A 24282-nucleotide genomic window follows, 5' to 3' on the forward strand; every position below is an offset into this window, starting at 1 on the left:
TAATTATCCTTGCTCTATTTTGCCATGTTCCACATGAAACATCCTGCTATTTTCGTCATGCATATCAGCAATCTGATCAGCGGTAATAGAGCTTACAAAAACTTGAGCCTTAGTCGCCTTTAAACACTCAGCAAGACGTGCTCGGCGTTGGCTATCTAATTCGGAAGCGAAGTCATCTATTAAATAGATGCACTGCTTACCTGTCATTTGGGTGAGGTGCTGCCCTTGTGCTACGCGCAACGCGCACACCATCAACTTCAATTGACCTCGTGACAAGACATCTTCCACTGGAGTGCCGTTCACTTTTATCTTTAGATCCGCTTTGTTTGGCCCACTAAATGTGTAACCAAGCTGCTGATCCCTTTCAAAATTCTTTTCTAATATCTCAGCGTATGGGGTGTCTTTATCCCAACCACGATAGTAGTTAATCTTTATCTCAAACTCAGGAAGGAAGGTCGCACAGATTTCCTCTGCCACTTCTTTTAACTGCTCAACGTAGGTAGCGCGCCATTGGCTGATGCTTTCTGCTAAACGGGCTAATTCTTGATCCCAATAGCTTAGCTCTCGATAATTCGTTGCCGTTTTCAATAATGCATTACGCTGTTTATTGAGTCGCTTGACCCTGCCCCATGCATCATAAAAACCAGACTCACTATGGAAAACTCCCCAATCAATGAATGCCCGGCGATGTTTAGGTCCATCCGTCAGTAAATCAAACCCTTCAGGATGAATCAACTGCAATGGTAATACTTGAGCTAGCTGAGCTAATTTTTGCCCAGTTTGACCGCTTATTTTAACCTCTGTCGTGCCATCGCGCTGCTTATTAATGCCAATTGGCAGCTCAAATTGATCCGAGGTCATAAAACGGCCATGAACAAACAGTTCGCTACACTCATTTTGAATGATACGACCGGTTAATGAGCTTTTGAATGAGCGACCATGTCCGAGCAGATACACCGCTTCCAGGACACTGGTTTTGCCGCTACCGTTAGCCCCTATAAGAAAGTTAAAGCCTGATGACGGTTGAATGTCACAGGCTTCTATATTTCTAAATTGCTTAACGATTAAGCGCGATAAAGGCATAACGTCTTCATATTAATCTTCAATCACGACTCGGTAGGTCAACATATTGCAGCTTATAAACGAATTGGCATAACAACGTACATCGCGCTGTCATCTTGTGCATTTTCAATCAAGGCACTCGCATTAGCGTCTGACATTGAGATACGAACTTGTTCACAACGCAGTGTGTTCAGAACATCCAATACGTAGCTTACGTTAAAGCCAATCTCTAGCGCGTCACCGTCGAAGTTAACATCTAGCACTTCTTCTGCTTCTTCTTGTTCTGGGTTGTTCGCTGTAATACGCATCTCGCTATCCACAAGATTAACTCGAACACCACGGAATTTTTCATTCGACAGAATCGCTGCACGAGAAAATGCGGAGCGTAATTCATCACAACCGGCTTCAAGTGTCTTGGTAGTATTTTGCGGCATTACGCGGCGATAATCAGGGAAACGACCATCAACGAGCTTAGAAGTAAAGACATAGTTGTTCACTTCAGCACGCACATTAGAGTTGCCAATTTGCAGCGTTACAGGCTGTTCAGGCGCATCCAATAACTTCACTAGCTCTTGAACACCTTTACGGGGAACAATGATCTGCTTCTGGGCAAAGTCAGCACCCAATTGCGCTTGAGATACTGCCATACGGTGACCATCAGTCGCTACGCTGCGTAAGATAGAACCTTCAATCTCAAACAACATGCCGTTGAGGTAGTAACGAACATCCTGGTTCGCCATTGAGAATTGGGTTTTCTCGATAAGACCGCGTAGCTCAGCCTGTGTCACAGACACTTCAACTTCACTGCTCCAGTCTTCAATGTTTGGAAAATCTGCCGCTGGTAATGTTGCCAATGAGAAACGGCTACGACCAGAGCGAACCTGAATACGGTCACCATCCAATACCACAGTGATCACTGAGCTGTCAGGCAAACCACGGCAAATATCTAGGAACTTACGTGAAGGCACAGTAATGCTGCCCGCTTCGAAATCACCTTCAAGCGTTACACGGCTGATCAATTCAACTTCTAGATCCGTCGCTGTCATCGACAACACGTTATCTTCTACTTTAATTAGTAGGTTTCCTAGAATTGGAAGCGTTGGCCTGCCACCGAGTGCGCCAGATACTTGTTGTAATGGCTTAATCAGGTGACTACGTTCAATGGTAAATTTCATATCTTGCTCTTACGGTCTAAATGGCACTGCGTAATAGTACGTGGCCAAGATTCTGCTTATTAAGGTTAAGAATACTGTGTATTAAGAAGAAAGGGTACGAATCAAGTTCGAATAATCTTCTTTAATGTCGTGGCTCTCTTCACGCAGCTGAGCAATTTTACGACAAGCATGCAGTACAGTCGTGTGGTCACGGCCACCGAATGCATCGCCAATCTCAGGCAAGCTGTGGTTTGTTAGCTCTTTAGCCAGAGCCATCGCCAATTGACGTGGACGAGCAACAGAACGAGAGCGACGTTTCGACAAGAGATCGGCTACTTTGATTTTGTAGTACTCGGCTACTGTCTTCTGAATATTATCAATGGTGACCAATTTCTCTTGCAGTGCAAGTAGGTCACGCAGTGCTTCACGTACGAAATCGATCGTAATCGGGCGACCAGTGAAGTTCGCATTCGCGATAACACGGTTCAATGCGCCTTCCAGTTCACGAACGTTAGAACGTAGACGCTTAGCAATAAAGAAAGCCACTTCATCCGCAAGGTGGATTTGGTGGTCTTCTGCTTTCTTCATCAAGATAGCAACCCGCGTTTCAAGCTCTGGTGGCTCAATCGCAACCGTCAAACCCCAACCGAAGCGAGATTTAAGGCGATCCTCTACCCCGTTGATCTCTTTAGGATAACGGTCAGAAGTTAGGATGATCTGTTGGTTGCCTTCAAGCAGTGCGTTAAAGGTATGGAAGAACTCTTCTTGAGAGCGCTCTTTATTAGCGAAGAATTGGATATCATCGATAAGCAAAGCATCAACACTACGGTAGTAACGTTTAAATTCTTCGATCGCATTGTTTTGGAGCGCTTTCACCATGTCTTGAACAAAGCGCTCGGAGTGCATGTAAACCACTTTAGCATTCGGTTTATTATCGACAATGGCATTACCCACCGCATGCAACAAGTGCGTTTTACCTAAACCAGTACCACCATACAAAAACAACGGGTTATAAGCTGTTCCTGGGTTATCAGAAACCTGACGTGCCGCAGCCAAACCCAGTTGGTTCGACTTACCTTCAACAAAGTTATTAAACTTATGCTTTGGGTTCACGTTTGAACGGTGGTTAAGGTCAACCGCCACAGGCTCTTCATCGCGCCAGATATTGTGAACAGGCTTACGAGCTTGTAACTGCGCAGGTGCGGATGACTCAGCGGCCACATCGGCTGCCGTACGTGTACGCGCCGGTGCTGGTGTCGCAGGTTTAGGAGCAATCACGCGCTTGCTTCCCACTTCAAAATGCAGATGTGGGATATCGTTACCACAATATTCTTGCAGTAAACGGTTAATGCTATTTAGATACTTATCGCGAACCCAATCGAGTACGAAACGGTTCGGTGCAAATAGAGTTAGAGTATTGTCATTGAGTTCCGCTTGTAACGGACGAACCCACATACTGAATTCTGTAGCTGGTAACTCTTCTTGAAGCTGTTGCAAACACTGCAACCAAAGCGAAGATGACACGGTGCCCTCACTCTATTTAAGTAATATGAAATGACTGCTAATTTTACCTGTTGATAAGTCAGATCACCAGCAATTGATCACAGATCCAGTGAATAAGATCCAAGTTATTCACAATAAATTTGTAATTTATCGGTGGATCCACACATCTTGCCCCTAATTTACTCACATAATGATCCACTTATGCCCGGATCCTTACTAGTTATCCCCAAAATGGGAATTCAATCTGGTTATGGTTAATAACATCTGGTTATTTATTCTAGAGAGCATTTTCCCAGTAACATCCAATCCCATAAATATAAGGAGTTACCAAATGAATAACTGGATTAAGGCTGCAATTGCGGCTATCGCACTCTCTGCTGCTACTGTTCAAGCTGCGACTGAAGTTAAAGTCGGTATGTCTGGTCGCTATTTCCCGTTTACGTTCGTTAAACAAGACCAACTACAAGGTTTTGAAGTGGATTTATGGGATGAGATCGGTAAGCGTAACGATTACAACGTTGAATACGTAACGGCAAACTTCTCTGGTCTGTTTGGTCTTCTTGAAACGGGTCGAATTGATACCATTTCAAACCAAATTACAATGACGGATGCGCGTAAAGCGAAATATCTTTTCGCAGACCCTTACGTAGTAGACGGCGCACAAATTACCGTTCGTAAAGGTAATGACAGCATCAAAGGAATCGAAGACCTAGATGGTAAGACGGTTGCGGTAAACCTTGGCTCAAACTTTGAGCAACTGCTGCGCAGCTACGACAAAGATGGCAAAATCAATGTGAAAACCTACGATACAGGTATTGAGCATGATGTCGCTCTTGGCCGTGCAGATGCGTTCGTTATGGATCGCCTATCAGCACTAGAACTTATCAAGAAGACAGGTCTACCATTACAGCTAGCGGGACAACCATTCGAAACAATTGAAAACGCTTGGCCTTTCGTTGACAACGACAACGGTAAAAAACTGCAAGCAGAAGTAAATAAAGCATTAGCAGCAATGCGCGAAGATGGTACGTTAGAAAGTATCTCTCAGAAATGGTTTGGTGCGGATATTACTCATAAGTAATTACTCACTTTCTCCATTCAAAGCCCACTGCTTTACACAGCGGTGGGCTTTTTGCTTTTGAGTTCAGATTAAAAAGCCTGATATAACAGTATTTCCAAACAACACTTCCAATAAAAATACGAGATAGATTATGGGATTTGACTTTAATTACATGCTAGAGCTACTGCCAATACTGCTGAAGTATCTTGGCACAACCATGGAGATGGCGACCTGGGGTTTGTTCTTTGCTCTTATCCTGTCTTTGATATTGGCAAATATTCGTGTATTCAAAATCCCAGTGCTCGATCAACTGAGTCAGCTGTATATTAGCTTCTTTCGCGGAACTCCGCTGCTAGTACAGTTGTTCCTTCTATACTACGGCCTACCGCAGGTATTTCCGTGGATGGTTGGACTCGATGCGTTTGGCGCGGCCGTGATTGGTTTAACCCTTCACTTTGCCGCTTATATGGCAGAGAGTATTCGTGCCGCGATTATTGGTATTGATCGCAGCCAAATGGAAGCCAGTTTGTCTGTAGGCATGACAACTAGCCAAGCAATGCGACGAGTCGTCTTACCGCAAGCAACTCGCGTGGCATTGCCTTCATTGATGAACTACTTCATCGACATGATCAAATCGACTTCACTTGCATTCACCCTAGGTGTAGCCGAAATCATGGCCAAAGCTCAGATGGAAGCGTCTTCAAGTTTCCGCTTCTTCGAGGCTTTCTTAGCTGTAGCGCTGATTTATTGGGGCGTGGTCGTTATCCTCACTCGTATTCAAATTTGGGCCGAAGTGAAACTGAATAAGGCGTATGTACGATGATCAAATTACAAAATATCCACAAGCAGTTTGGTGACACCGAAGTATTGAAAGGGATCGACCTTGAAATCAAACAAGGTGAGATAATTGTCATCATAGGTTCGAGTGGAACAGGTAAGTCCACACTGCTACGTTGCGTAAATTTTCTCGAGCAAGCCGATCAAGGTACGATTTCGATTGACGATATCAAGGTTGATACTAAGAAACATACCAAAGCAGAGGTGCTGGCACTGCGCCGTAAGACCGGTTTTGTATTCCAAAACTATGCGTTATTTGCTCACCAAACTGCGAAGCAGAATATTGCTGAAGGTTTGATTACCGTTCGAGGTTGGAAAAAGAAGCAAGCCCATGAAAAAGCGCAACAAATACTCGATGATATTGGTCTAGGAGAAAAAGCAGATAGCTACCCAGCTGCGCTTTCTGGAGGTCAACAACAACGCGTTGGGATCGGCCGAGCAATGGCCCTTCAACCAGAGCTTTTGTTGTTCGATGAGCCTACTTCAGCGCTCGATCCTGAATGGGTTGGTGAAGTACTTAACCTCATGAAAAAATTAGCAAATCAGCATCAAACTATGCTGGTGGTTACCCATGAAATGCAGTTCGCTAGAGAGGTCGCAGACCGAGTGATCTTCATGGCCGATGGCCACATTGTCGAGCAGGGATCTCCACAGGATATTTTTGGTAATCCACAGGATCCAAAATTAAAAAAATTCTTAAATAAGGTTGGGATCGACTAAGGATCCTTGTGATTTTAGTTATTCTACGTATAATCCCCCGACCGGAATTTTAGTTAACCCAATCATTGACACTTTTTGTGACAGTGATTACAATTCCGCCTCTTTGTTGAGAGGCGTCGGTTTTCCTTTCTTATATAAAGAAGAGAAAAAATGCCCACGCCGGGTTTAACAAAAACCTAAAACTACTGATCAGTAAGGTAATTACAATGAAACGCACTTTTCAACCTACAGTTCTAAAGCGTAAGCGTACTCACGGTTTCCGTGCTCGCATGGCTACTAAGAACGGTCGCGCAACAATCAATGCACGTCGTGCAAAAGGCCGTAAGCGTCTTTCTAAGTAATCTTTGATTATTTTGAATAAGCTAGCCTTCGGTCGGGAGTTACGCTTGTTAACTCCCGAACATTATCAGAATGTCTTCAAGCAAGCTCATCGAGCTGGCTCCCCTCATTTCACCATCATTGCCCGAAATAACTCTCTTTCAAATCCTCGCCTTGGATTAGCCGTTCCGAAAAAACAGATTAAAACCGCCGTGGGTCGTAACCGATTCAAGCGTCTTACTCGTGAAAGCTTTCGTAACATTCAACACAAACTTCCTAACAAAGATTATGTTGTAATCGCTAAAAAGAGCGCGCAAGATTTAAGCAATGAAGAAATGTTCAAGCTACTCGACAAATTATGGCTTCGCCTGTCTCGCCCTTCGCGTGGATAGCGCTAATACCCATCTATTTTTATAGATGGTTTATTAGTCCACTCATCGGCCCACGCTGCCGATTTACTCCAACCTGCTCTTTATATGCGATAGAAGCGTTGAAAGCTCACGGTTTTGTAAAAGGGTGTTGGTTATCAGGCAAACGTCTATTAAAATGCCATCCTTTGAACGAAGGGGGCTTTGACCCCGTTCCACCAGTCCAAAAACAAGACAGAGATAAATAACGATGGATTCTCAACGTAATATCCTGTTAATCGCATTGGCTTTGGTTTCTTTCCTACTTTTCCAACAATGGAATGTAGCTAAGAACCCGGCTCCACAAGCGATTGAGCAGGCACAATCTGGCAGCACCCTACCAGCGCCATCTTATGCAGATGATCTAGACCCAGCTCCGGGCCAAGTTGCTTCTGCAAAAACTATCACAGTAACAACTGATGTACTGACTCTGTCAATTGATACGGTTGGTGGTGATGTCGTTAAAGCAAATCTAAATGATTACTCTGCAGAGTTCGATTCTGAAGATACTTTTGTTCTTCTTAAGAACGAACCAGGTCACCAATTTATCGCTCAAAGCGGTCTAGTGGGTCCTCAAGGTATCGACCTAAGCAGCACAAACCGCCCTAGCTACACAGTTTCAGCAGATAGCTTCACACTTGCTGATGGTCAGGATGAACTACGCATCCCGATGACTTACCAAGCGAACGGCCTTGAGTACACGAAAACATTCGTCCTTAAGCGTGGTAGCTACGCAATGGATGTTGAATACGATGTAGTAAACAACTCTGGTAACAACGCGACATTCGGCATGTACGCTCACCTACGTCAGAACGTTATGGACGACGGTGGTAGCCTAACAATGCCAACTTACCGTGGTGGTGCTTACTCTACGGAAGATACACGCTATAAAAAATACAGCTTCGACGACATGCAAGATCGCAACCTGTCTCTTAACCTAGCAAATGGTCAAGGTTGGGCAGCGATGATTCAGCACTACTTTGCAAGTGCATGGATTCCACGCGACGAAGCAGGCAGCAACCTTTACACTCGTGTCATTGGTAACCTTGGCGACATCGGTGTTCGCATGCCGAACAAAACCATTGCTACTGGCGACGAAGCAAGCTTTAAAGCAACGCTTTGGGTTGGTCCTAAACTTCAAGACCAAATGGCTGCTGTTGCACCAAACCTAGACCTAGTAGTTGACTACGGTTGGTTATGGTTCATTGCTAAACCACTTCATACTCTGCTTTCGTTCATTCAAGGCATCGTTGTGAACTGGGGTCTGGCAATCATCTGTCTAACGTTCATCGTTCGTGGTGCTATGTACCCACTAACGAAAGCTCAGTACACGTCTATGGCGAAAATGCGTATGCTTCAGCCTAAGCTGACTGCAATGCGTGAGCGTATTGGCGACGACCGTCAACGCATGAGCCAAGAAATGATGGAGCTTTACAAGAAAGAAAAAGTAAACCCACTGGGTGGCTGTTTACCTATCCTTCTACAAATGCCTATCTTCATTTCACTATACTGGGCACTAATGGAGTCAGTTGAACTGCGTCATTCACCGTTCTTCGGTTGGATTACTGACCTTTCAGCACAAGACCCATACTACATTTTGCCACTTCTGATGGGTGCTTCAATGTTCCTAATCCAGAAGATGAGCCCGACAACTGTAACGGATCCGATGCAGCAGAAGATCATGACCTTTATGCCGGTTATGTTCACATTCTTCTTCCTGTTCTTCCCTTCAGGTCTGGTTCTTTACTGGCTAGTATCGAACATCGTAACTCTGATTCAGCAAACGCTTATCTATCGCGCGCTGGAAAAGAAAGGCTTACATTCTAAGTAAGTTCGATAACAGAAAGAGATAAAGAAAGGCGACCAAAAGGTCGCCTTTTTGTTTTTAGCTGATTACAATTCAGCTAATTGATTAATCGTGAACGCCCCATTGTGGCTTTCACATGCTAGCAGGCACAACTATGACTACAGATACGATTGTTGCTCAAGCGACCGCGCCTGGCCGTGGTGGCGTAGGTATTATCCGCGTTTCCGGCCCACTGGCCACTCAGGTTGCATTAGAAGTAACAGGCAAAACACTCAAGCCTCGCTATGCGGAGTACCTGCCGTTTAAATCTCAGGATGGCATCGAACTCGACCAAGGTATCGCGCTTTACTTCCCTAACCCACATTCGTTTACTGGCGAAGACGTGTTAGAGCTGCAAGGTCACGGCGGACCAGTGGTTATGGACATGCTAATCAAACGCATCCTAACTATCACAGGCGTGCGTGCTGCACGTCCTGGTGAGTTCTCAGAGCGTGCCTTCTTGAACGACAAGATGGACTTAACGCAAGCCGAAGCCATTGCTGATTTAATTGATGCAAGTTCGGAAGAGGCGGCAAAATCGGCACTACAGTCTCTACAAGGTGAGTTCTCTAAACGCATTAACACGCTGGTTGATTCACTGATACACCTACGAATCTATGTTGAAGCGGCTATCGATTTCCCTGAAGAAGAAATTGATTTTCTTGCCGACGGTAAAGTAAGTGCTGACTTACAGGCTATCATCGACAATCTGGAAGCCGTGCGCCAAGAAGCCAATCAAGGTGCCATCATGCGTGAAGGCATGAAGGTGGTGATAGCCGGGCGCCCAAATGCGGGGAAATCGAGCTTATTGAATGCATTATCAGGCAAAGAATCTGCAATTGTGACCGATATTGCAGGCACCACACGTGATGTACTGCGTGAACATATCCATATTGATGGTATGCCACTGCATATTATTGATACCGCAGGCCTGCGTGATGCTTCAGATGAAGTAGAAAAAATTGGTATTGAACGAGCTTGGGAAGAAATTGCTCAGGCAGACCGAGTTTTATTTATGGTCGATGGCACCACAACAGACGCAACTGACCCGCAAGATATCTGGCCAGATTTCGTTGATCGACTACCAAATAATATCGGTATGACAGTGATCCGAAATAAAGCGGATCAAACCAGTGAAGAACTAGGTATTTGCCACGTTAACGATCCCACTCTAATTCGCTTATCAGCGAAAACAGGCGAAGGGGTCGACGCATTGCGCAGCCACCTTAAAGAGTGCATGGGATTTGCTGGTGGGAATGAGGGCGGTTTCATGGCACGTCGTCGTCACTTAGACGCCTTAGAACGTGCATCAGAGCACTTGGACATCGGCCAACAACAGCTTGAAGGTTATATGGCCGGAGAGATCTTGGCAGAAGAGCTTCGAATCACTCAGCAACATCTTAATGAGATCACGGGTGAATTTAGTTCAGATGACTTATTAGGTCGCATCTTCTCTTCATTCTGTATTGGCAAATAATCTTTAAAGGCCGGCTTATGCTGGCCTTTTCTTTAGTAAGGACAGTTTAATGATCCACATTATTACAGGCAGTACCTTAGGTGGTGCTGAGTACGTTGGCGATCACCTTAATGATCTTCTTGAAGAGCAAGGTCAAGAGATAACCCTTCATAACCAGCCGGAATACGATGACATTCCCCAACAAGGCTTCTGGTTGTTAGTGACTTCAACTCATGGTGCTGGCGAGTTTCCAGATAATATTAAGCCGTTTATCGACGCATTGACCCAGCAATCACCAGATTTAAGTCAGATTCGCTTTGCTGTCGTAGCGCTTGGGGATTCAAGTTACGATACCTTCTGTTTGGCGGGAAAATCAGTCCACAGCTTGCTGAAAGAGCTCGGTGCCCACCCTATTTCTGACTGTTTTACCATCGATGTACTGGAAACTCCGGTACCTGAAGACGCTGCAGAAGCATGGTTTAACGATCATAGTGACCAGTTTTAAACTCTCCTATATCCCAAAAAGCGGCTTATGCCGCTTTTTTTGCCTCTGAATATCGTGATTGTGAATAACTTTTTCCAAAAAAATTAAAAACTATCCATTTATTTTCAATTTCTTCTGTGGATAAGATCATACATATACGGTGATTAACCTATAGTTATCCAAATAACAAGTTTTAGACTAATTTCACCCTGTGAATAAGTAGCCATTTTGATCCCAGCTAATCCTCATCATGATCAAAGTTAGATCACATAGTTTGATCCAAAAAAGATCCATGATCTTGTTGATCATTTTTGACTTATCCACAGACACCCTCAATCCTAATAATAGATCTAATAAAAGATCTCTTTAAAGATCTTATCTATATTAATTAAAAACTGCTTTTTCGAAAAATTCCAAAAACGTTTTCTCAAGCTATGAAAACAGGTAGAATATCGCTCCTTTTTATCTGTCTAGAAAACATTTGAATACCTGAGGTTGGTTCATGCTTTATCACGAAAAATTTGACGTCATCGTTGTTGGTGGTGGCCATGCAGGAACGGAAGCCGCACTCGCATCTGCACGTACTGGTCAAAGTACGTTATTACTTACTCATAATATCGATACGTTAGGACAAATGTCTTGCAACCCAGCTATTGGCGGGATCGGTAAGGGCCATTTGGTTAAAGAGGTCGATGCAATGGGTGGATTAATGGCGCAAGCTATTGATCATGCAGGTATTCAGTTCAGAACATTGAACGCATCAAAAGGCCCTGCAGTTCGTGCGACTCGTGCACAAGCTGACCGCGCACTTTACAAAGCTTTTGTTCGAAATGCTCTTGAAAACACACCAAACCTAACTTTGTTCCAACAATCGGTTGATGATTTGATCGTTGAACAAGATCAAGTGGTCGGTGTGGTGACGCAGATGGGCCTTAAGTTCCGCGCTGATGCTGTGGTACTGACTGTTGGCACCTTCCTAGGCGGAAAGATCCATATTGGTATGGAAAGTTCTTCTGGTGGTCGAGCCGGTGATCCACCATCGATCGCACTTGCTGACCGTCTTCGTGATCTTCCATTCCGAGTTGATCGCCTGAAAACAGGTACACCCCCTCGTATCGATGCGCGTAGCGTTGATTTTTCTGAGCTTGAGGTTCAGCACGGTGATAACCCGACGCCTGTTTTCTCGTTCATGGGTAGCCGAACTCAACAGCCTCGTCAAATTCCATGTTACATCACGCATACCAATGAAAATACGCATGACGTTATTCGCGCTAACCTAGATCGCAGCCCAATGTACGCGGGTGTGATTGAAGGTATTGGCCCTCGCTACTGTCCTTCGATTGAAGACAAAGTGATGCGTTTTGCTGATAAGAACAGTCACCAAATTTTTATCGAACCTGAGGGTCTAACGACTCATGAGCTATACCCGAATGGTATCTCTACCAGTCTACCGTTTGATGTACAGGTTCAAATTGTTCGTTCGATGAAGGGCTTTGAAAATGCTCATATCGTTCGCCCTGGCTATGCGATTGAGTACGATTTCTTTGATCCTCGCGACCTTAAGCTGACTTACGAAACTAAGTTTATTAAAGGTCTATTCTTTGCGGGTCAAATCAACGGTACCACTGGCTACGAAGAAGCAGCTGCACAAGGCTTGATGGCAGGTCTCAATGCAAGTTTGTTTACTCAAGGCAAAGAAGGCTGGAGCCCGCGTCGCGATCAAGCTTACATGGGCGTTCTTATCGATGACTTATCGACGATGGGCACCAAAGAACCTTACCGTATGTTTACGTCTCGCGCGGAATACCGTTTGCTCCTTCGTGAAGACAACGCTGATATCCGTTTGACGGAAAAATCACGTGAACTTGGCTTGGTGGATGACGCTCGTTGGGCTCGATTCAATGAGAAAGTAGAAAACATGGAGAAAGAGCGTCAACGTCTGAAAGAAACGTGGATTAATCCTAAATCTGAAGATATTGATCAACTGAACCAAATTCTTAAAACACCAATGTCTCGTGAAGCGAGCGGTGAAGATCTTCTTCGTCGCCCTGAAATGACTTATTCACAGCTAACTGCATTGGATCGTTTTGGTCCGGCACTGGAAGATCAACAAGCGTCTGAGCAAGTTGAGATCCAAGTAAAGTACGATGGTTATATCCAGCGTCAACAAGATGAAATTGAAAAATCACTGCGTCATGAAAACACCAAACTGCCGGCTGACATCGACTACAGCAAGGTAAAAGGGCTTTCTAATGAAGTGGTTCTAAAACTAACTACCGCTAAACCTGACTCGATCGGTATTGCATCGCGTATCTCTGGTATTACACCTGCTGCAATCTCGATTTTGTTGGTTTATCTGAAAAAGCATGGCCTGTTGAAAAAAGGTGAGGAAGCATAATGAGCGTATTGCGCGAAAAACTGGATCACCTGATTGGCCAGACTGAACTTGAAGTATCGGAAAAACAACGTAGCCAATTAGTGGGCTACGTTGAGTTACTCAATAAATGGAACAAGGCCTATAATTTAACGTCTGTTCGTGACCCGCAAGAAATGATGGTGAAACATATCTTAGATAGCATCATTGTTAGCACTCACTTACAAGGCAAGCGCTTTATTGATGTCGGTACCGGCCCTGGTCTTCCTGGGATTCCGCTCTCAATCATGAACCCTGACCGTGAGTTTTACTTGTTAGATAGCTTAGGTAAGCGTATTCGTTTCATCAAGCAGGTGATTCATGAGCTGGGTATCGACAACGTAGTACCGGTTCAAAGTCGCGTTGAAGAATTTCAACCTGAAGAAAAGTTTGATGCAGTGCTCAGTCGTGCGTTTGCGTCAATGACAGACATGGTAGAGTGGTGTCACCATTTACCTAAAGAGCAATCCGGTGTATTTTTGGCTCTTAAAGGACAACATCCTAGAGACGAAATTGATCTGTTACCTGAATGGTGTTCAGTGACAGACATTAAAGCTTTGCAAGTACCAGAGCTTGATGGAGAGCGTCATCTAGTTACTTTATCGCGTCAGGGATAATCAGCGAGGCCATAGTGGGTAAAATAGTAGCAATTGCCAACCAGAAAGGTGGCGTAGGAAAAACAACAACTTGCATTAATTTGGCAGCATCAATGGCGGCAACAAAACGCAAGATATTGGTTGTTGACCTCGATCCTCAAGGTAATGCCACTATGGCGAGCGGTGTCGACAAGTATCAGGTTGAAGCAACTGCTTACGATTTGTTGGTTGAAGACACCCCATTTGATGAGGTAGTTTGTCGGAGTACATCTGGCAATTATGACCTCATCGCCGCAAACGGTGATGTGACTGCGGCAGAAATCAAATTAATGGAAGTGTTTGCTCGTGAAGTTCGTCTTAAGAACGCGCTCGCATCAGTTCGCGATAACTATGATTTCATCTTTATCGATTGCCCACCTTCTTTAAACCTGCTTACAATCAATGCGATGGCTGCGGCTGATTCCGTATTGGTTCCGATGCAATGTGAATATTTTGCATTGGAAGGTTTGACTGCGTTGATGGATACCATCAGTAAACTCGCTGCGGTAGTAAACGAGAATCTTAAGATCGAAGGTCTTCTACGTACTATGTACGATCCTCGTAACCGCTTATCGAACGAAGTATCTGATCAACTCAAAAAACATTTTGGTAGCAAAGTCTACCGAACTGTTATCCCTAGAAATGTGCGTCTGGCAGAAGCGCCTAGTCATGGCAAGCCAGCAATGTACTACGACAAATATTCCGCAGGAGCGAAGGCATATCTTGCTCTTGCAGGCGAAATGTTGCGTCGTGAAGAAGTCCCAGTATAGGTCTAACCAAAGGAATTCGCTCAATGTCTAAGCGCGGTTTAGGAAAGGGGCTAGATGCATTGCTTGCAACTAGCTCTCTGGCTCGTGAAAAACAACAAGTAGCTTCTCATAGTCAAGCGTTATCGGCTGATGGTGAGCTCATCGAACTTGCTGTCGGTTGCTTAAAGCCAGGTGTATATCAACCGCGTAAGGATATTGCGCCGGAAGCGCTAGAAGAGTTAGCGGTATCTATCCAATCTCAAGGCATTATCCAACCGATCGTTGTACGCCCTTTAGCGCACGACCAATTTGAGATTATTGCTGGTGAACGTCGTTGGAGAGCGGCTCGTCAAGCTGGTCTTAAACAAGTTCCATGCTTGATCAAGAGAGTAGAAGACAAGGCCGCGATTGCGATGGCATTGATCGAGAACATTCAACGTGAAGATCTGAATGTTATCGAAGAATCACAAGCGCTAGAGCGCTTGCAGAACGAGTTTTCACTGACACATCAGCAGGTCGCCGATGTGATTGGTAAATCCAGAGCTACCGTTAGTAACTTATTACGTCTAAATCAGCTCGAAAATGAAGTAAAAGGTTTAGTTTCCAGTAAACAACTAGAAATGGGGCATGCTAGAGCACTGCTTGCGCTTGAAGGTGTTACCCAGGTTGAGGCAGCGAATACTGCAGCAACCAAAAAAATGACCGTGCGTCAAACTGAGCAACTTGTCAAAAAGTGCTTAAAACCAGACGTTGAAGCTGAATCGAAGCCCGAAGACACTGAGGCCATCGAACTTTCACGAAGACTCACGGAAAAATTGCAAGCAAACGTTTCAGTTACTCGTTCTGTTAGCGGTAAGTCAAAAGTGACAATTACTCTTGATGAGCCTCACAAATTAGAGCAACTTATTGCTAAACTAGAGTACTAAATGAGATAATTGATTTAGGTCAATTATGAAATAAACAAGTAATTTCTTACAAAAGTTGTCGGTTTGTATACAGAAATGTAAATGATTGCTGCATTCTTATTGCAATCAATTTGGCTGAACGTATAATTTTCGCCAATTTCTCAGCACGCTTTTAAGCGAGTGGTAAAGTGGGCTTAAAGAGGAACGAATACATGGTAGCGGCGTTAGCAAGACCAGGACGAGTGCTTGCAAAGCAAATGTTATTGATCGAGCTTAGCGCGGTTATATTAGTGGCGATAGGGTTAGGTTTAGCTGTTAATCCTGATTGGGGTTTTGCTGCATTGGTTGGTGGCGGTATTTTTGTCATCGCGAATGTGGTTTTTTGTGTGTGTGCTTTCCTATTTTGTGGAGCTCGCGCAACTAAGTTAGTTGCGGCGTCGTTTTACGCAGGCGAAGCACTAAAGATCCTTATCACAGTTCTACTATTCTCTATTGTCTACATGTATATGCAGGTGGAATTAATTCCCCTCAAACTGACCTATTTACTGGTTCTAGGTATTAATATCTTTGCGCCAGTGCTTTTCATTAACAATAAAAAATAGGATGAGTTATGGCTGCGCCAACAGCATCCGGATACATTGAACACCATTTACAAAACCTTTCTTTAGCTAAGTTTGGTCTTGTAGAGGAGACAAGTTTCTGGAACGTACATATAGACAGTCTGTTTTTTTCGGTGTTGACAGGGATGTTATTCCTTTGGGTTTTTCGCTCAGTCGCTAAGAAAGCAACAGTAGGTGTACCTGGTAAGCTTCAGTGTTTTGTTGAAATGGTAGTGGAATTCGTTGGCGACAACGTTAAAGAAACTTTCCATGGTCGCAACCCTCTGATTGCCCCACTAGCACTGACTATATTCTGCTGGATTATCATTATGAACTTGATGGACTTAGTGCCTATCGATTTCTTACCATATCCTGCAGAGCATTGGCTAGGTATCCCTTACTTGAAAGTGGTTCCTACAGCTGATGTAAATATAACCATGGCAATGGCTTTGGGTGTTTTTGCTCTGATGATCTACTACAGCATCAAAGTGAAAGGCCTAGGCGGGTTTGCTAAAGAATTGGCACTGCATCCATTTAATCACCCAATCATGATCCCATTTAACTTGGTACTTGAGGTAATTTCGTTATTAGCGAAGCCACTATCTCTAGGTATGCGTTTATTTGGTAATATGTTTGCGGGTGAGGTGGTGTTTATTCTTATCGCGGCAATGCTACCGTGGTACTTACAATGGGTAGGTGCACTACCTTGGGCTATCTTCCATATCTTAGTTATATTGATTCAAGCGTTTGTTTTCATGATGTTGACAATCGTTTACTTATCAATGGCTCATGAAGATAGTGATCACTAAAAAATTTTTAAGCTTTATTCTAACTATTAATGTTAATCGGAGAACGTAAATGGAAACTGTACTAAGTTTTTCAGCAATCGCTGTTGCTATTATTGTTGGTCTTTGTGCCGTAGGTACTGCAATTGGTTTTGCTATTCTTGGTGGTAAATTCCTAGAAGGCGCTGCGCGTCAACCTGAAATGGCTCCAATGCTACAAGTTAAGATGTTCATCATCGCTGGTCTACTGGATGCTGTTCCAATGATCGGTATCGTAATCGCACTACTATTCACGTTTGCTAACCCATTTGTTGGTCAACTAGCAGGCTAATTAACTCTTTAATAGTTAATTAAATTTTTGTAGTTGATTCTTAACGAGGGGTAGCTGTTGTGAATATGAACGCAACTCTGCTAGGTCAAGCAATTGCTTTTTCACTGTTTGTTTGGTTCTGCATGAAATATGTATGGCCACCAATCATGCAAGCAATTGAAGAACGTCAGAAAAAAATTGCTGACGGTCTTGTAGCCGCTGAACGCGCTGCTAAAGACTTGAACCTGGCACAAGCCAACGCTTCTGAGCAAATGAAAGAAGCAAAGCGCACTGCAACTGAGGTTATTGATCAGGCAAACAAACGTAAAGCTCAAATTATTGATGAAGCACGCGAAGAAGCTCAGGCAGAACGCCAGAAAATCTTAGCGCAAGCTGAAGCAGAAATTGAAGCAGAGCGTACACGTGCCCGTGATGACCTGCGCAAACAAGTCGCAACTCTGGCTATAGCTGGTGCTGAGAAAATCCTTGAGCGTACAATCGATAAAGATGTACACGATGATCTTCTTAACAACATTACTGCAAAACTTTAAAGCAAGGGGCTGTATATGTCTGATTTGACTACAATCGCACGCCCCTATGCTAAAGCAGCGTTTGACTTTGCGGTAGATAAAGGTGAGCTAGACCAATGGGGTCAAATGCTTACTTTTGCTGCCGAAGTGGCACAAAATGATGATGTTCACAATTTATTAAGCGGTTCTATGACTGCTGAAAAATTAGCTGAAGTATTCATTGTAATTTGTGGCGAACAATTTGATGAATTCGGCCAGAACTTAATTAAAGTGATGGCAGAGAATGGCCGCTTAATGGCTTTTCCTGATGTTTGTAAAGAGTTCTTTATACTCAAAAAAGAGTATGAGAAAGAGATCGACGTTGAAGTTACTTCAGCTGTTGAACTTTCTGAAGAACAACGCACAAGCATTATCAGCAAATTGGAACTGCGCCTTGCGCGCAAAGTTCAGCTGAATTGCAGTATAGATGAGACTCTACTTAGTGGAGTTATTATTCGAGCCGGAGACCTAGTCATCGATAACTCAGCGCGCAGTCGTTTAGACCGCCTGAGCGATGCATTGCAGTCTTAATGGGGATTGGAGCATGCAACTTAATTCCACTGAAATTAGCGATCTAATTAAACAACGTATTGAATCTTTCGACGTTGTTAGTGAAGCTCGCAATGAAGGTACTATCGTTTCTGTAAGCGATGGCATCCTTAGCATCCACGGCCTAGCGGACGTGATGCAAGGTGAAATGATCGAACTACCGGGTGGCCGTTACGCTCTAGCACTGAACTTGAACCGTGATTCGGTTGGTGCTGTTGTAATGGGCCCGTATGCTGACCTACAGGAAGGCATGAAAGTTACAGGTACTGGTCGTATTCTAGAAGTACCAGTAGGTCCTGAAATGCTTGGTCGTGTTGTAAACACGCTAGGTGAGCCAATTGATGGTAAAGGTCCAATCGAAGCTAAATTGACTTCGCCTGTAGAAATTATCGCACCAGGTGTAATCGACCGTAAATCGGTAGATCAACCTGTTCAAACTGGTTACAAGTCTGTTGACTCAATGATCCCTATCGGTCGTGGTCAACGTGAACTAGTAATCGGTGACCGTCAGACTGGTAAAACAGCAATGGCGATCGATGCGATTATTAACCAAAAAGATTCTGGTATTTTCTCTATCTACGTAGCTATCGGCCAAAAAGCGTCGACTATTGCTAACGTAGTTCGCAAACTAGAAGAGCACGGCGCACTAGCAAACACTGTTGTTGTTGTTGCATCGGCTTCTGAATCTGCAGCGCTGCAATACCTTGCACCTTATGCTGGTTGTGCGATGGGCGAATACTTCCGTGATCGCGGTGAAGATGCACTGATTGTTTATGATGACCTATCTAAGCAAGCTGTAGCTTACCGTCAAATCTCGCTACTACTTAAGCGTCCACCAGGTCGTGAAGCGTTCCCAGGTGATGTTTTCTACCTTCACTCTCGTCTACTAGAGCGTGCTGCTCGTGTAAGCGAAGCATACGTAGAAAAATTCACTAACGGCGAAGTGACAGGCAAGACTGGTTCTTTAACTGCTCTTCCTATCATCGAAACGCAAGCTGGTGACGTATCTGCATTCGTACCAACGAACGTAATCTCGATTACTGATGGTCAGATCTTCCTACAAACTGAGCTATTCAACGCCGGCGTACGTCCAGCTGTTGACCCAGGTATCTCAGTTTCTCGTGTAGGTGGTTCGGCGCAGACTAAAATCATCAAGAAGCTATCTGGCGGTATCCGTACTGCTCTAGCTCAATACCGTGAACTTGCTGCATTTGCACAATTCTCATCGGATCTTGATGAAGCGACTAAGAAGCAACTAGACCACGGTCAAAAAGTTACAGAACTGATGAAGCAGAAGCAATACGCTCCTATGTCTGTATTTGACCAAGCTCTAGTAATCTTCGCTGCAGAGCGTGGATACCTTCAAGATGTTGAACTGTCAAAAGTTCTAGATTTTGAAGCTGCTTTACTGTCGTTTGCTCGTGGTCAATATGCCGATCTAGCAACACAGATCGACACAACGGGTGCTTTCAATAAAGAAATCGAAGCTGAGCTGAAGAAGCTTGTTGACGATTTCAAGGCAACCCAGACCTGGTAATTGGTAGGTGGTCTTAGGGCCACCTCATACCATTAACGGAGAGTAACGATGGCCGGCGCAAAAGAGATACGTAATAAAATCGGTAGTGTTAAAAGCACACAGAAGATTACGAAAGCAATGGAAATGGTAGCAGCTTCAAAAATGCGTCGTTCTCAAGACGCAATGGAAGCTACTCGTCCATATGCAGAAACAATGCGTAAAGTGATCGGTCATTTGGCTAATGGTAGCCTCGAGTATAAGCATCCTTATCTTGAGGAACGTGAAGCCAAACGTGTTGGTTACATCATCGTTTCTACAGACCGTGGTCTTTGTGGTGGTTTGAACATTAACTTGTTCAAGAAAGCCATGAACGACATGAAAGATTGGTCTGAGAAAGGTGCTGATGTAGAGCTTGCAATTGTAGGTTCTAAAGCAACAGCATTTTTCAACAACAGCGGCGCGAAAGTAGCAGCTCAAGTTTCAGGTCTGGGCGATCGTCCAAGCCTTGAAGACTTGATTGGCTCTGTAAGCGTTATGCTGAAGAAATATGATGAAGGCGAATTAGATCGCCTGTTCGTAGTGTTCAACAAGTTTGAAAACACTATGGTTCAAGAACCAACGATCGATCAATTACTTCCTTTGCCTAAATCAGATAGCGAAGAAATGAAACGCAGTCATTCTTGGGACTACATTTATGAGCCCGAGCCAAAACCACTACTAGATGCACTATTGGTTCGTTATGTCGAATCTCAAGTGTACCAAGGTGTGGTCGAGAATCTTGCTTGTGAGCAAGCAGCTCGAATGATTGCTATGAAATCAGCAACAGATAACGCTGGTGACATTATTGATGACTTAGAACTTGTGTATAACAAAGCCCGTCAATCGGCGATTACACAAGAACTTTCTGAGATCGTTTCAGGCGCAGCTGCGGTTTAAGCTTAGGTAAAACTAAATAGTTAGAGGATTAACGATGGCTACAGGTAAGATCGTACAGATCATCGGTGCGGTAGTCGACGTAGAGTTCCCACAGGGCGAAGTACCTCGTGTATACGATGCTCTGAATGTTAATGAAGTGAAAGAGCGTCTAGTTCTTGAAGTTCAGCAACAACTTGGCGGTGGCGTAGTTCGCGCAATCGTAATGGGTAGCTCTGATGGTTTACGTCGTGGTTTGACAGTTGAAAATACTGGCGCTCCAATCTCAGTACCAGTAGGTACTAAGACATTGGGTCGTATCATGAATGTCCTAGGTGACGCGATTGATGAGTGTGGCGAGATTGGTGCTGAAGAGCATTACGCCATTCACCGTGAAGCTCCAAGCTACGAAGAGCAGTCTAACGAGACAGCTCTTCTAGAAACTGGTGTTAAAGTAATCGACTTGATTTGTCCATTCGCTAAGGGTGGTAAAATCGGTCTATTCGGTGGTGCTGGTGTAGGTAAGACCGTTAACATGATGGAACTTATCAACAACATCGCACTTCAACACTCAGGCCTATCTGTATTTGCAGGTGTAGGTGAGCGTACTCGTGAAGGTAACGATTTCTACTTTGAAATGCAGGAAGCAGGTGTTGTAAACATCGAAAAACCTGAAGAATCAAAAGTAGCGATGGTTTACGGTCAGATGAACGAGCCACCAGGTAACCGTCTACGTGTTGCACTGACTGGTCTAACAATGGCAGAGCGCTTCCGTGACGAAGGTCGTGACGTTCTACTGTTCGTTGATAACATCTACCGTTACACACTAGCAGGTACTGAAGTATCAGCACTTCTAGGTCGTATGCCTTCTGCGGTAGGTTACCAACCTACACTAGCTGAAGAAATGGGTGTTCTGCAAGAGCGTATCACGTCAACTAAAGCTGGTTCTATCACGTCTGTACAGGCGGTATATGTACCTGCGGATGACTTGACTGACCCGTCTCCAGCAACAACGTTCGCTCACTTGGATGCAACGGTAGTACTTAACCGTAATATCGCATCTATGGGTCTATACCCAGCGATCGACCCGCTAGATTCTACTTCACGTCAACTGGATCCATTGGTAGTTGGACAAGAGCACTACGACATCGCTCGTGGCGTTCAGTCTACACTTCAGCGCTATAAAGAGCTGAAAGATATCATTGCTATCCTAGGTATGGACGAGCTATCTGAAGAAGATAAGCAAGTTGTATCTCGTGCTCGTAAGATTGAGAAGTTCCTAACTCAGCCTTACCACGTAGCGGAAGTATTTACAGGTGACCCAGGCGTTTACGTACCTCTTAAAGAGACTCTACGTGGCTTCCAAGGTCTTCTATCTGGTGAATACGATGACATTCCAGAGCAAGCGTTCATGTACTGTGGTGCAATTGACGAAGCTATCGAGAATGCTAAGAAGCTATAAGGCTAACTAGGAGGCGATATGGCAGCAATAACCTTTCATCTAGACGTTGTAAGTGCAGAGAAACAACTTTTCTCTGGTCTTGTTGAAACGTTTCAGGTGACCGGTAGTGAAGGTGAACTTGGTATTTTCCATGGTCACACTCCACTGCTGACCGCTATCAAGCCTGGTATGGTGCGTATTGTTAAGCAGCACGGCCACGAAGAAATCATTTATGTTTCTGGTGGTATGGTAGAAGTTCAACCTGGTACAGCGACTGTACTGGCTGATACTGCTATCCGTGGTGAAGAACTAGACGCAGCAAAGGCGGAAGAAGCTAAGCGCAAGGCTGTGGAGAATATCCAAAATCAGCATGGCGACATGGACTTCGCACAAGCGGCCGGTGAACTGGCTAAAGCCATTGCTCAGTTACGAGTTATCGAACTGACGAAGCAGCGCCGTTAATCTTTTATAAGATTATTGGCTCTGAGATAAAGGCGACCTACGGGGCGCCTTTTTGCATTTTTGATACATCGAAATTGTTCAGTTTTACGTATTAATAATGGTTTAGTGTGATTGATATTTAATTTATAGACCCAAAACGGTTACAATATCGGCTTAATAAAAATAATGTTGGATAGGTTTACAATGAAGTTTAGCGCAGTGATTCTCGCAGCGGGCAAAGGCACTCGCATGTATTCAAACACACCAAAGGTTCTGCATACGCTTGCGGGCAAGCCAATGGTGAAACATGTGATCGACACTTGTAATGGGCTAGGCGCTCAAAACATCAACTTGGTTTACGGCCACGGTGGTGATCAGATGAAAGCTGTTTTAGCTGAAGAGTCTGTTAACTGGGCACTACAAGCTGAGCAGTTGGGTACTGGTCATGCGGTTGATCAAGCATCTGCGCACTTCGCGGATGATGAAAAAGTACTTGTGCTATACGGCGACGTGCCTCTCATCTCTCCAGAAACCATTGAAAATCTATTAGACGCTCAACCCAACGGTGGTATTGCATTGTTAACGGTCGTGTTGGACAACCCAATGGGCTACGGTCGTATTATTCGTCGTAACGGTCCTGTTGTCGCTATCGTTGAGCAAAAAGACGCTACGGATGAGCAGAAGCTTATCAAAGAGATCAATACTGGCGTTATGGTTGCTACTGGTGGCGATCTGAAACGTTGGTTGTCAGGCCTAAGCAACGATAACGCACAAGGTGAATACTACCTGACTGACGTTATTGCTGCAGCTCACGATGAAGGTCGTGCCGTTGAAGCAGTACACCCGGTAAGCCCTATTGAAGTGGAAGGCGTGAACGACCGCTCTCAACTGGCTCGTTTAGAGCGCGCTTACCAAGCTGAGCAGGCTGATAAGCTATTGAAGCAAGGCGTAATGTTACGCGACCCAAGCCGTTTCGATTTGCGTGGTGAATTGCAGTGCGGTATGGATGTTGAGATTGATACTAACGTTATCATCGAAGGCAGCGTAAGCATCGGCGACAACGTGGTTATCGGTACGGGTTGTGTATTGAAAGACTGTGAGATTGATGACAACACCATCGTTCGTCCATACAGCGTAATTGAAGGTGCAACGGTCGGTGAAGACTGTACGGTTGGTCCTTTCACTCGTCTACGCCCTGGTGCTGACATGCGTAATAACTCGCACGTTGGTAACTTTGTAGAAGTGAAGAACACTCGCCTTGGTGAAGGTTCTAAAGCGAACCACTTAACGTATCTAGGCGATGCTGAAATTGGTCAGCGTGTAAACGTAGGTGCGGGTGCAATTACTTGTAACTACGATGGTGCTAATAAGTTTAAGACTATCATCGGCAACGACGTATTTGTTGGCTCAGACAGCCAATTAATCGCACCAGTTACTATTGGCAACGGCGCTACCGTTGGTGCTGGCTCTACAGTAACTCGTGATGTTGCTGAAAATGAATTAGTTATCAGCCGAGCTAAAGAGCGCAAGATCGCGAACTGGCAACGTCCGGTTAAGAAAAAATAGTCTCGTAATAAACATGATTATCTAGATATGAAAAAGAGCGAATAA

The 24282-nt window shown here is 44.5% G+C and carries 26 protein-coding genes; 23 read left to right on the top strand and 3 right to left on the bottom strand.

The annotated features are described in order from the left end of the window. Positions 1–3: 3 nt before the first annotated feature. From recF to dnaA, 3 genes are all read right to left on the bottom strand, one after another. On the bottom strand, positions 4–1083 hold the full coding sequence (recF, locus tag ACFI6G_RS20295) for a DNA replication/repair protein RecF (RefSeq protein ID WP_010433158.1): 1080 nt from the start codon (positions 1081–1083) through the stop codon (positions 4–6). 53 nt (positions 1084–1136) lie between these two features. Beyond that, positions 1137–2237 carry a DNA polymerase III subunit beta gene (gene dnaN / locus ACFI6G_RS20300; RefSeq protein ID WP_010433159.1) on the bottom strand — a complete coding sequence of 367 codons (1101 nt, stop codon included), beginning with the start codon at positions 2235–2237 and terminating at the stop codon, positions 1137–1139. 81 nt (positions 2238–2318) lie between these two features. Further along, entirely contained in the window at positions 2319–3740 is a 1422-nt protein-coding gene (gene dnaA / locus ACFI6G_RS20305) for a chromosomal replication initiator protein DnaA (protein ID WP_016784132.1), read from the bottom strand. Between the two features lie 310 nt (positions 3741–4050). Here dnaA and ACFI6G_RS20310 point away from each other — a divergent pair, with 310 nt between their 5' ends. From ACFI6G_RS20310 to glmU, 23 genes are all read left to right on the top strand, one after another. Next, entirely contained in the window at positions 4051–4800 is a 750-nt protein-coding gene (locus tag ACFI6G_RS20310) for an amino acid ABC transporter substrate-binding protein (protein WP_016784131.1), read from the top strand. Between the two features lie 130 nt (positions 4801–4930). Beyond that, positions 4931–5602, top strand: coding sequence for an amino acid ABC transporter permease (locus ACFI6G_RS20315; protein WP_010433176.1), 672 nt, complete (start codon positions 4931–4933; stop codon positions 5600–5602). Further along, positions 5599–6336 carry an amino acid ABC transporter ATP-binding protein gene (locus ACFI6G_RS20320; RefSeq protein WP_016787669.1) on the top strand — a complete coding sequence of 246 codons (738 nt, stop codon included), beginning with the start codon at positions 5599–5601 and terminating at the stop codon, positions 6334–6336. The genes ACFI6G_RS20315 and ACFI6G_RS20320 overlap by 4 nt, the downstream gene beginning before the upstream one ends. Before the next feature lie 206 nt (positions 6337–6542). Then, entirely contained in the window at positions 6543–6677 is a 135-nt protein-coding gene (rpmH, locus tag ACFI6G_RS20325; RefSeq protein WP_004735800.1) for a 50S ribosomal protein L34, read from the top strand. 45 nt (positions 6678–6722) lie between these two features. Continuing rightward, on the top strand, positions 6723–7046 hold the full coding sequence (gene rnpA / locus ACFI6G_RS20330; protein WP_016767542.1) for a ribonuclease P protein component: 324 nt from the start codon (positions 6723–6725) through the stop codon (positions 7044–7046). Further along, positions 7013–7270, top strand: coding sequence for a membrane protein insertion efficiency factor YidD (yidD, locus tag ACFI6G_RS20335; protein WP_004735802.1), 258 nt, complete (start codon positions 7013–7015; stop codon positions 7268–7270). The genes rnpA and yidD overlap by 34 nt, the downstream gene beginning before the upstream one ends. A 2-nt stretch (positions 7271–7272) precedes the next feature. Further along, the gene (yidC, locus tag ACFI6G_RS20340; RefSeq protein ID WP_010433191.1) at positions 7273–8892 is read left to right on the top strand and encodes a membrane protein insertase YidC; all 1620 of its coding nucleotides are present in this window, start codon (positions 7273–7275) and stop codon (positions 8890–8892) included. 130 nt (positions 8893–9022) lie between these two features. Further along, a complete protein-coding gene (mnmE, locus tag ACFI6G_RS20345; protein ID WP_010433195.1) occupies positions 9023–10384 on the top strand; it encodes a tRNA uridine-5-carboxymethylaminomethyl(34) synthesis GTPase MnmE in 1362 nt (453 codons plus the stop codon). 49 nt (positions 10385–10433) lie between these two features. After that, positions 10434–10868, top strand: a complete 435-nt coding sequence (gene mioC, locus ACFI6G_RS20350) for an FMN-binding protein MioC (RefSeq protein ID WP_010433198.1) — start codon at positions 10434–10436, stop codon at positions 10866–10868. 481 nt (positions 10869–11349) lie between these two features. Further along, entirely contained in the window at positions 11350–13245 is a 1896-nt protein-coding gene (gene mnmG / locus ACFI6G_RS20355) for a tRNA uridine-5-carboxymethylaminomethyl(34) synthesis enzyme MnmG (RefSeq protein ID WP_010433200.1), read from the top strand. After that, positions 13245–13877: a 16S rRNA (guanine(527)-N(7))-methyltransferase RsmG gene (rsmG, locus tag ACFI6G_RS20360; protein WP_016767540.1), complete on the top strand. Its 633-nt coding sequence runs from the start codon at positions 13245–13247 to the stop codon at positions 13875–13877. Before mnmG ends, rsmG begins: the two co-directional genes overlap by 1 nt. A 14-nt stretch (positions 13878–13891) precedes the next feature. Next, the gene (locus ACFI6G_RS20365; RefSeq protein WP_010433205.1) at positions 13892–14665 is read left to right on the top strand and encodes a ParA family protein; all 774 of its coding nucleotides are present in this window, start codon (positions 13892–13894) and stop codon (positions 14663–14665) included. Between the two features lie 23 nt (positions 14666–14688). Then, positions 14689–15570: a ParB/RepB/Spo0J family partition protein gene (locus ACFI6G_RS20370; protein WP_010433208.1), complete on the top strand. Its 882-nt coding sequence runs from the start codon at positions 14689–14691 to the stop codon at positions 15568–15570. 191 nt (positions 15571–15761) lie between these two features. Then, the gene (locus ACFI6G_RS20375; protein WP_010433210.1) at positions 15762–16151 is read left to right on the top strand and encodes a F0F1 ATP synthase subunit I; all 390 of its coding nucleotides are present in this window, start codon (positions 15762–15764) and stop codon (positions 16149–16151) included. A gap of 8 nt (positions 16152–16159) precedes the next feature. Further along, complete coding sequence (atpB, locus tag ACFI6G_RS20380; protein WP_009848124.1) at positions 16160–16957, top strand: F0F1 ATP synthase subunit A; 798 nt, start codon at positions 16160–16162, stop codon at positions 16955–16957. 49 nt (positions 16958–17006) lie between these two features. Beyond that, on the top strand, positions 17007–17264 hold the full coding sequence (gene atpE / locus ACFI6G_RS20385) for a F0F1 ATP synthase subunit C (protein ID WP_004411110.1): 258 nt from the start codon (positions 17007–17009) through the stop codon (positions 17262–17264). A gap of 59 nt (positions 17265–17323) precedes the next feature. Further along, the gene (atpF, locus tag ACFI6G_RS20390) at positions 17324–17794 is read left to right on the top strand and encodes a F0F1 ATP synthase subunit B (RefSeq protein ID WP_010433231.1); all 471 of its coding nucleotides are present in this window, start codon (positions 17324–17326) and stop codon (positions 17792–17794) included. A gap of 15 nt (positions 17795–17809) precedes the next feature. Next, complete coding sequence (atpH, locus tag ACFI6G_RS20395) at positions 17810–18343, top strand: F0F1 ATP synthase subunit delta (RefSeq protein WP_010433233.1); 534 nt, start codon at positions 17810–17812, stop codon at positions 18341–18343. 13 nt (positions 18344–18356) lie between these two features. Continuing rightward, positions 18357–19898, top strand: a complete 1542-nt coding sequence (gene atpA, locus ACFI6G_RS20400; RefSeq protein ID WP_010433235.1) for a F0F1 ATP synthase subunit alpha — start codon at positions 18357–18359, stop codon at positions 19896–19898. A gap of 48 nt (positions 19899–19946) precedes the next feature. Next, positions 19947–20813, top strand: a complete 867-nt coding sequence (atpG, locus tag ACFI6G_RS20405; protein WP_009848120.1) for a F0F1 ATP synthase subunit gamma — start codon at positions 19947–19949, stop codon at positions 20811–20813. 34 nt (positions 20814–20847) lie between these two features. Next, positions 20848–22251: a F0F1 ATP synthase subunit beta gene (gene atpD, locus ACFI6G_RS20410; protein WP_009848119.1), complete on the top strand. Its 1404-nt coding sequence runs from the start codon at positions 20848–20850 to the stop codon at positions 22249–22251. Between the two features lie 18 nt (positions 22252–22269). After that, positions 22270–22692 (top strand): F0F1 ATP synthase subunit epsilon, encoded by a 423-nt coding sequence (locus tag ACFI6G_RS20415; RefSeq protein WP_010433239.1) that lies wholly within the window; start codon positions 22270–22272, stop codon positions 22690–22692. A gap of 183 nt (positions 22693–22875) precedes the next feature. Then, positions 22876–24237, top strand: a complete 1362-nt coding sequence (gene glmU / locus ACFI6G_RS20420; RefSeq protein WP_010433241.1) for a bifunctional UDP-N-acetylglucosamine diphosphorylase/glucosamine-1-phosphate N-acetyltransferase GlmU — start codon at positions 22876–22878, stop codon at positions 24235–24237. Positions 24238–24282 lie beyond the last annotated feature (45 nt).

This window comes from Vibrio sp. PSi01, from assembly GCF_054960695.1.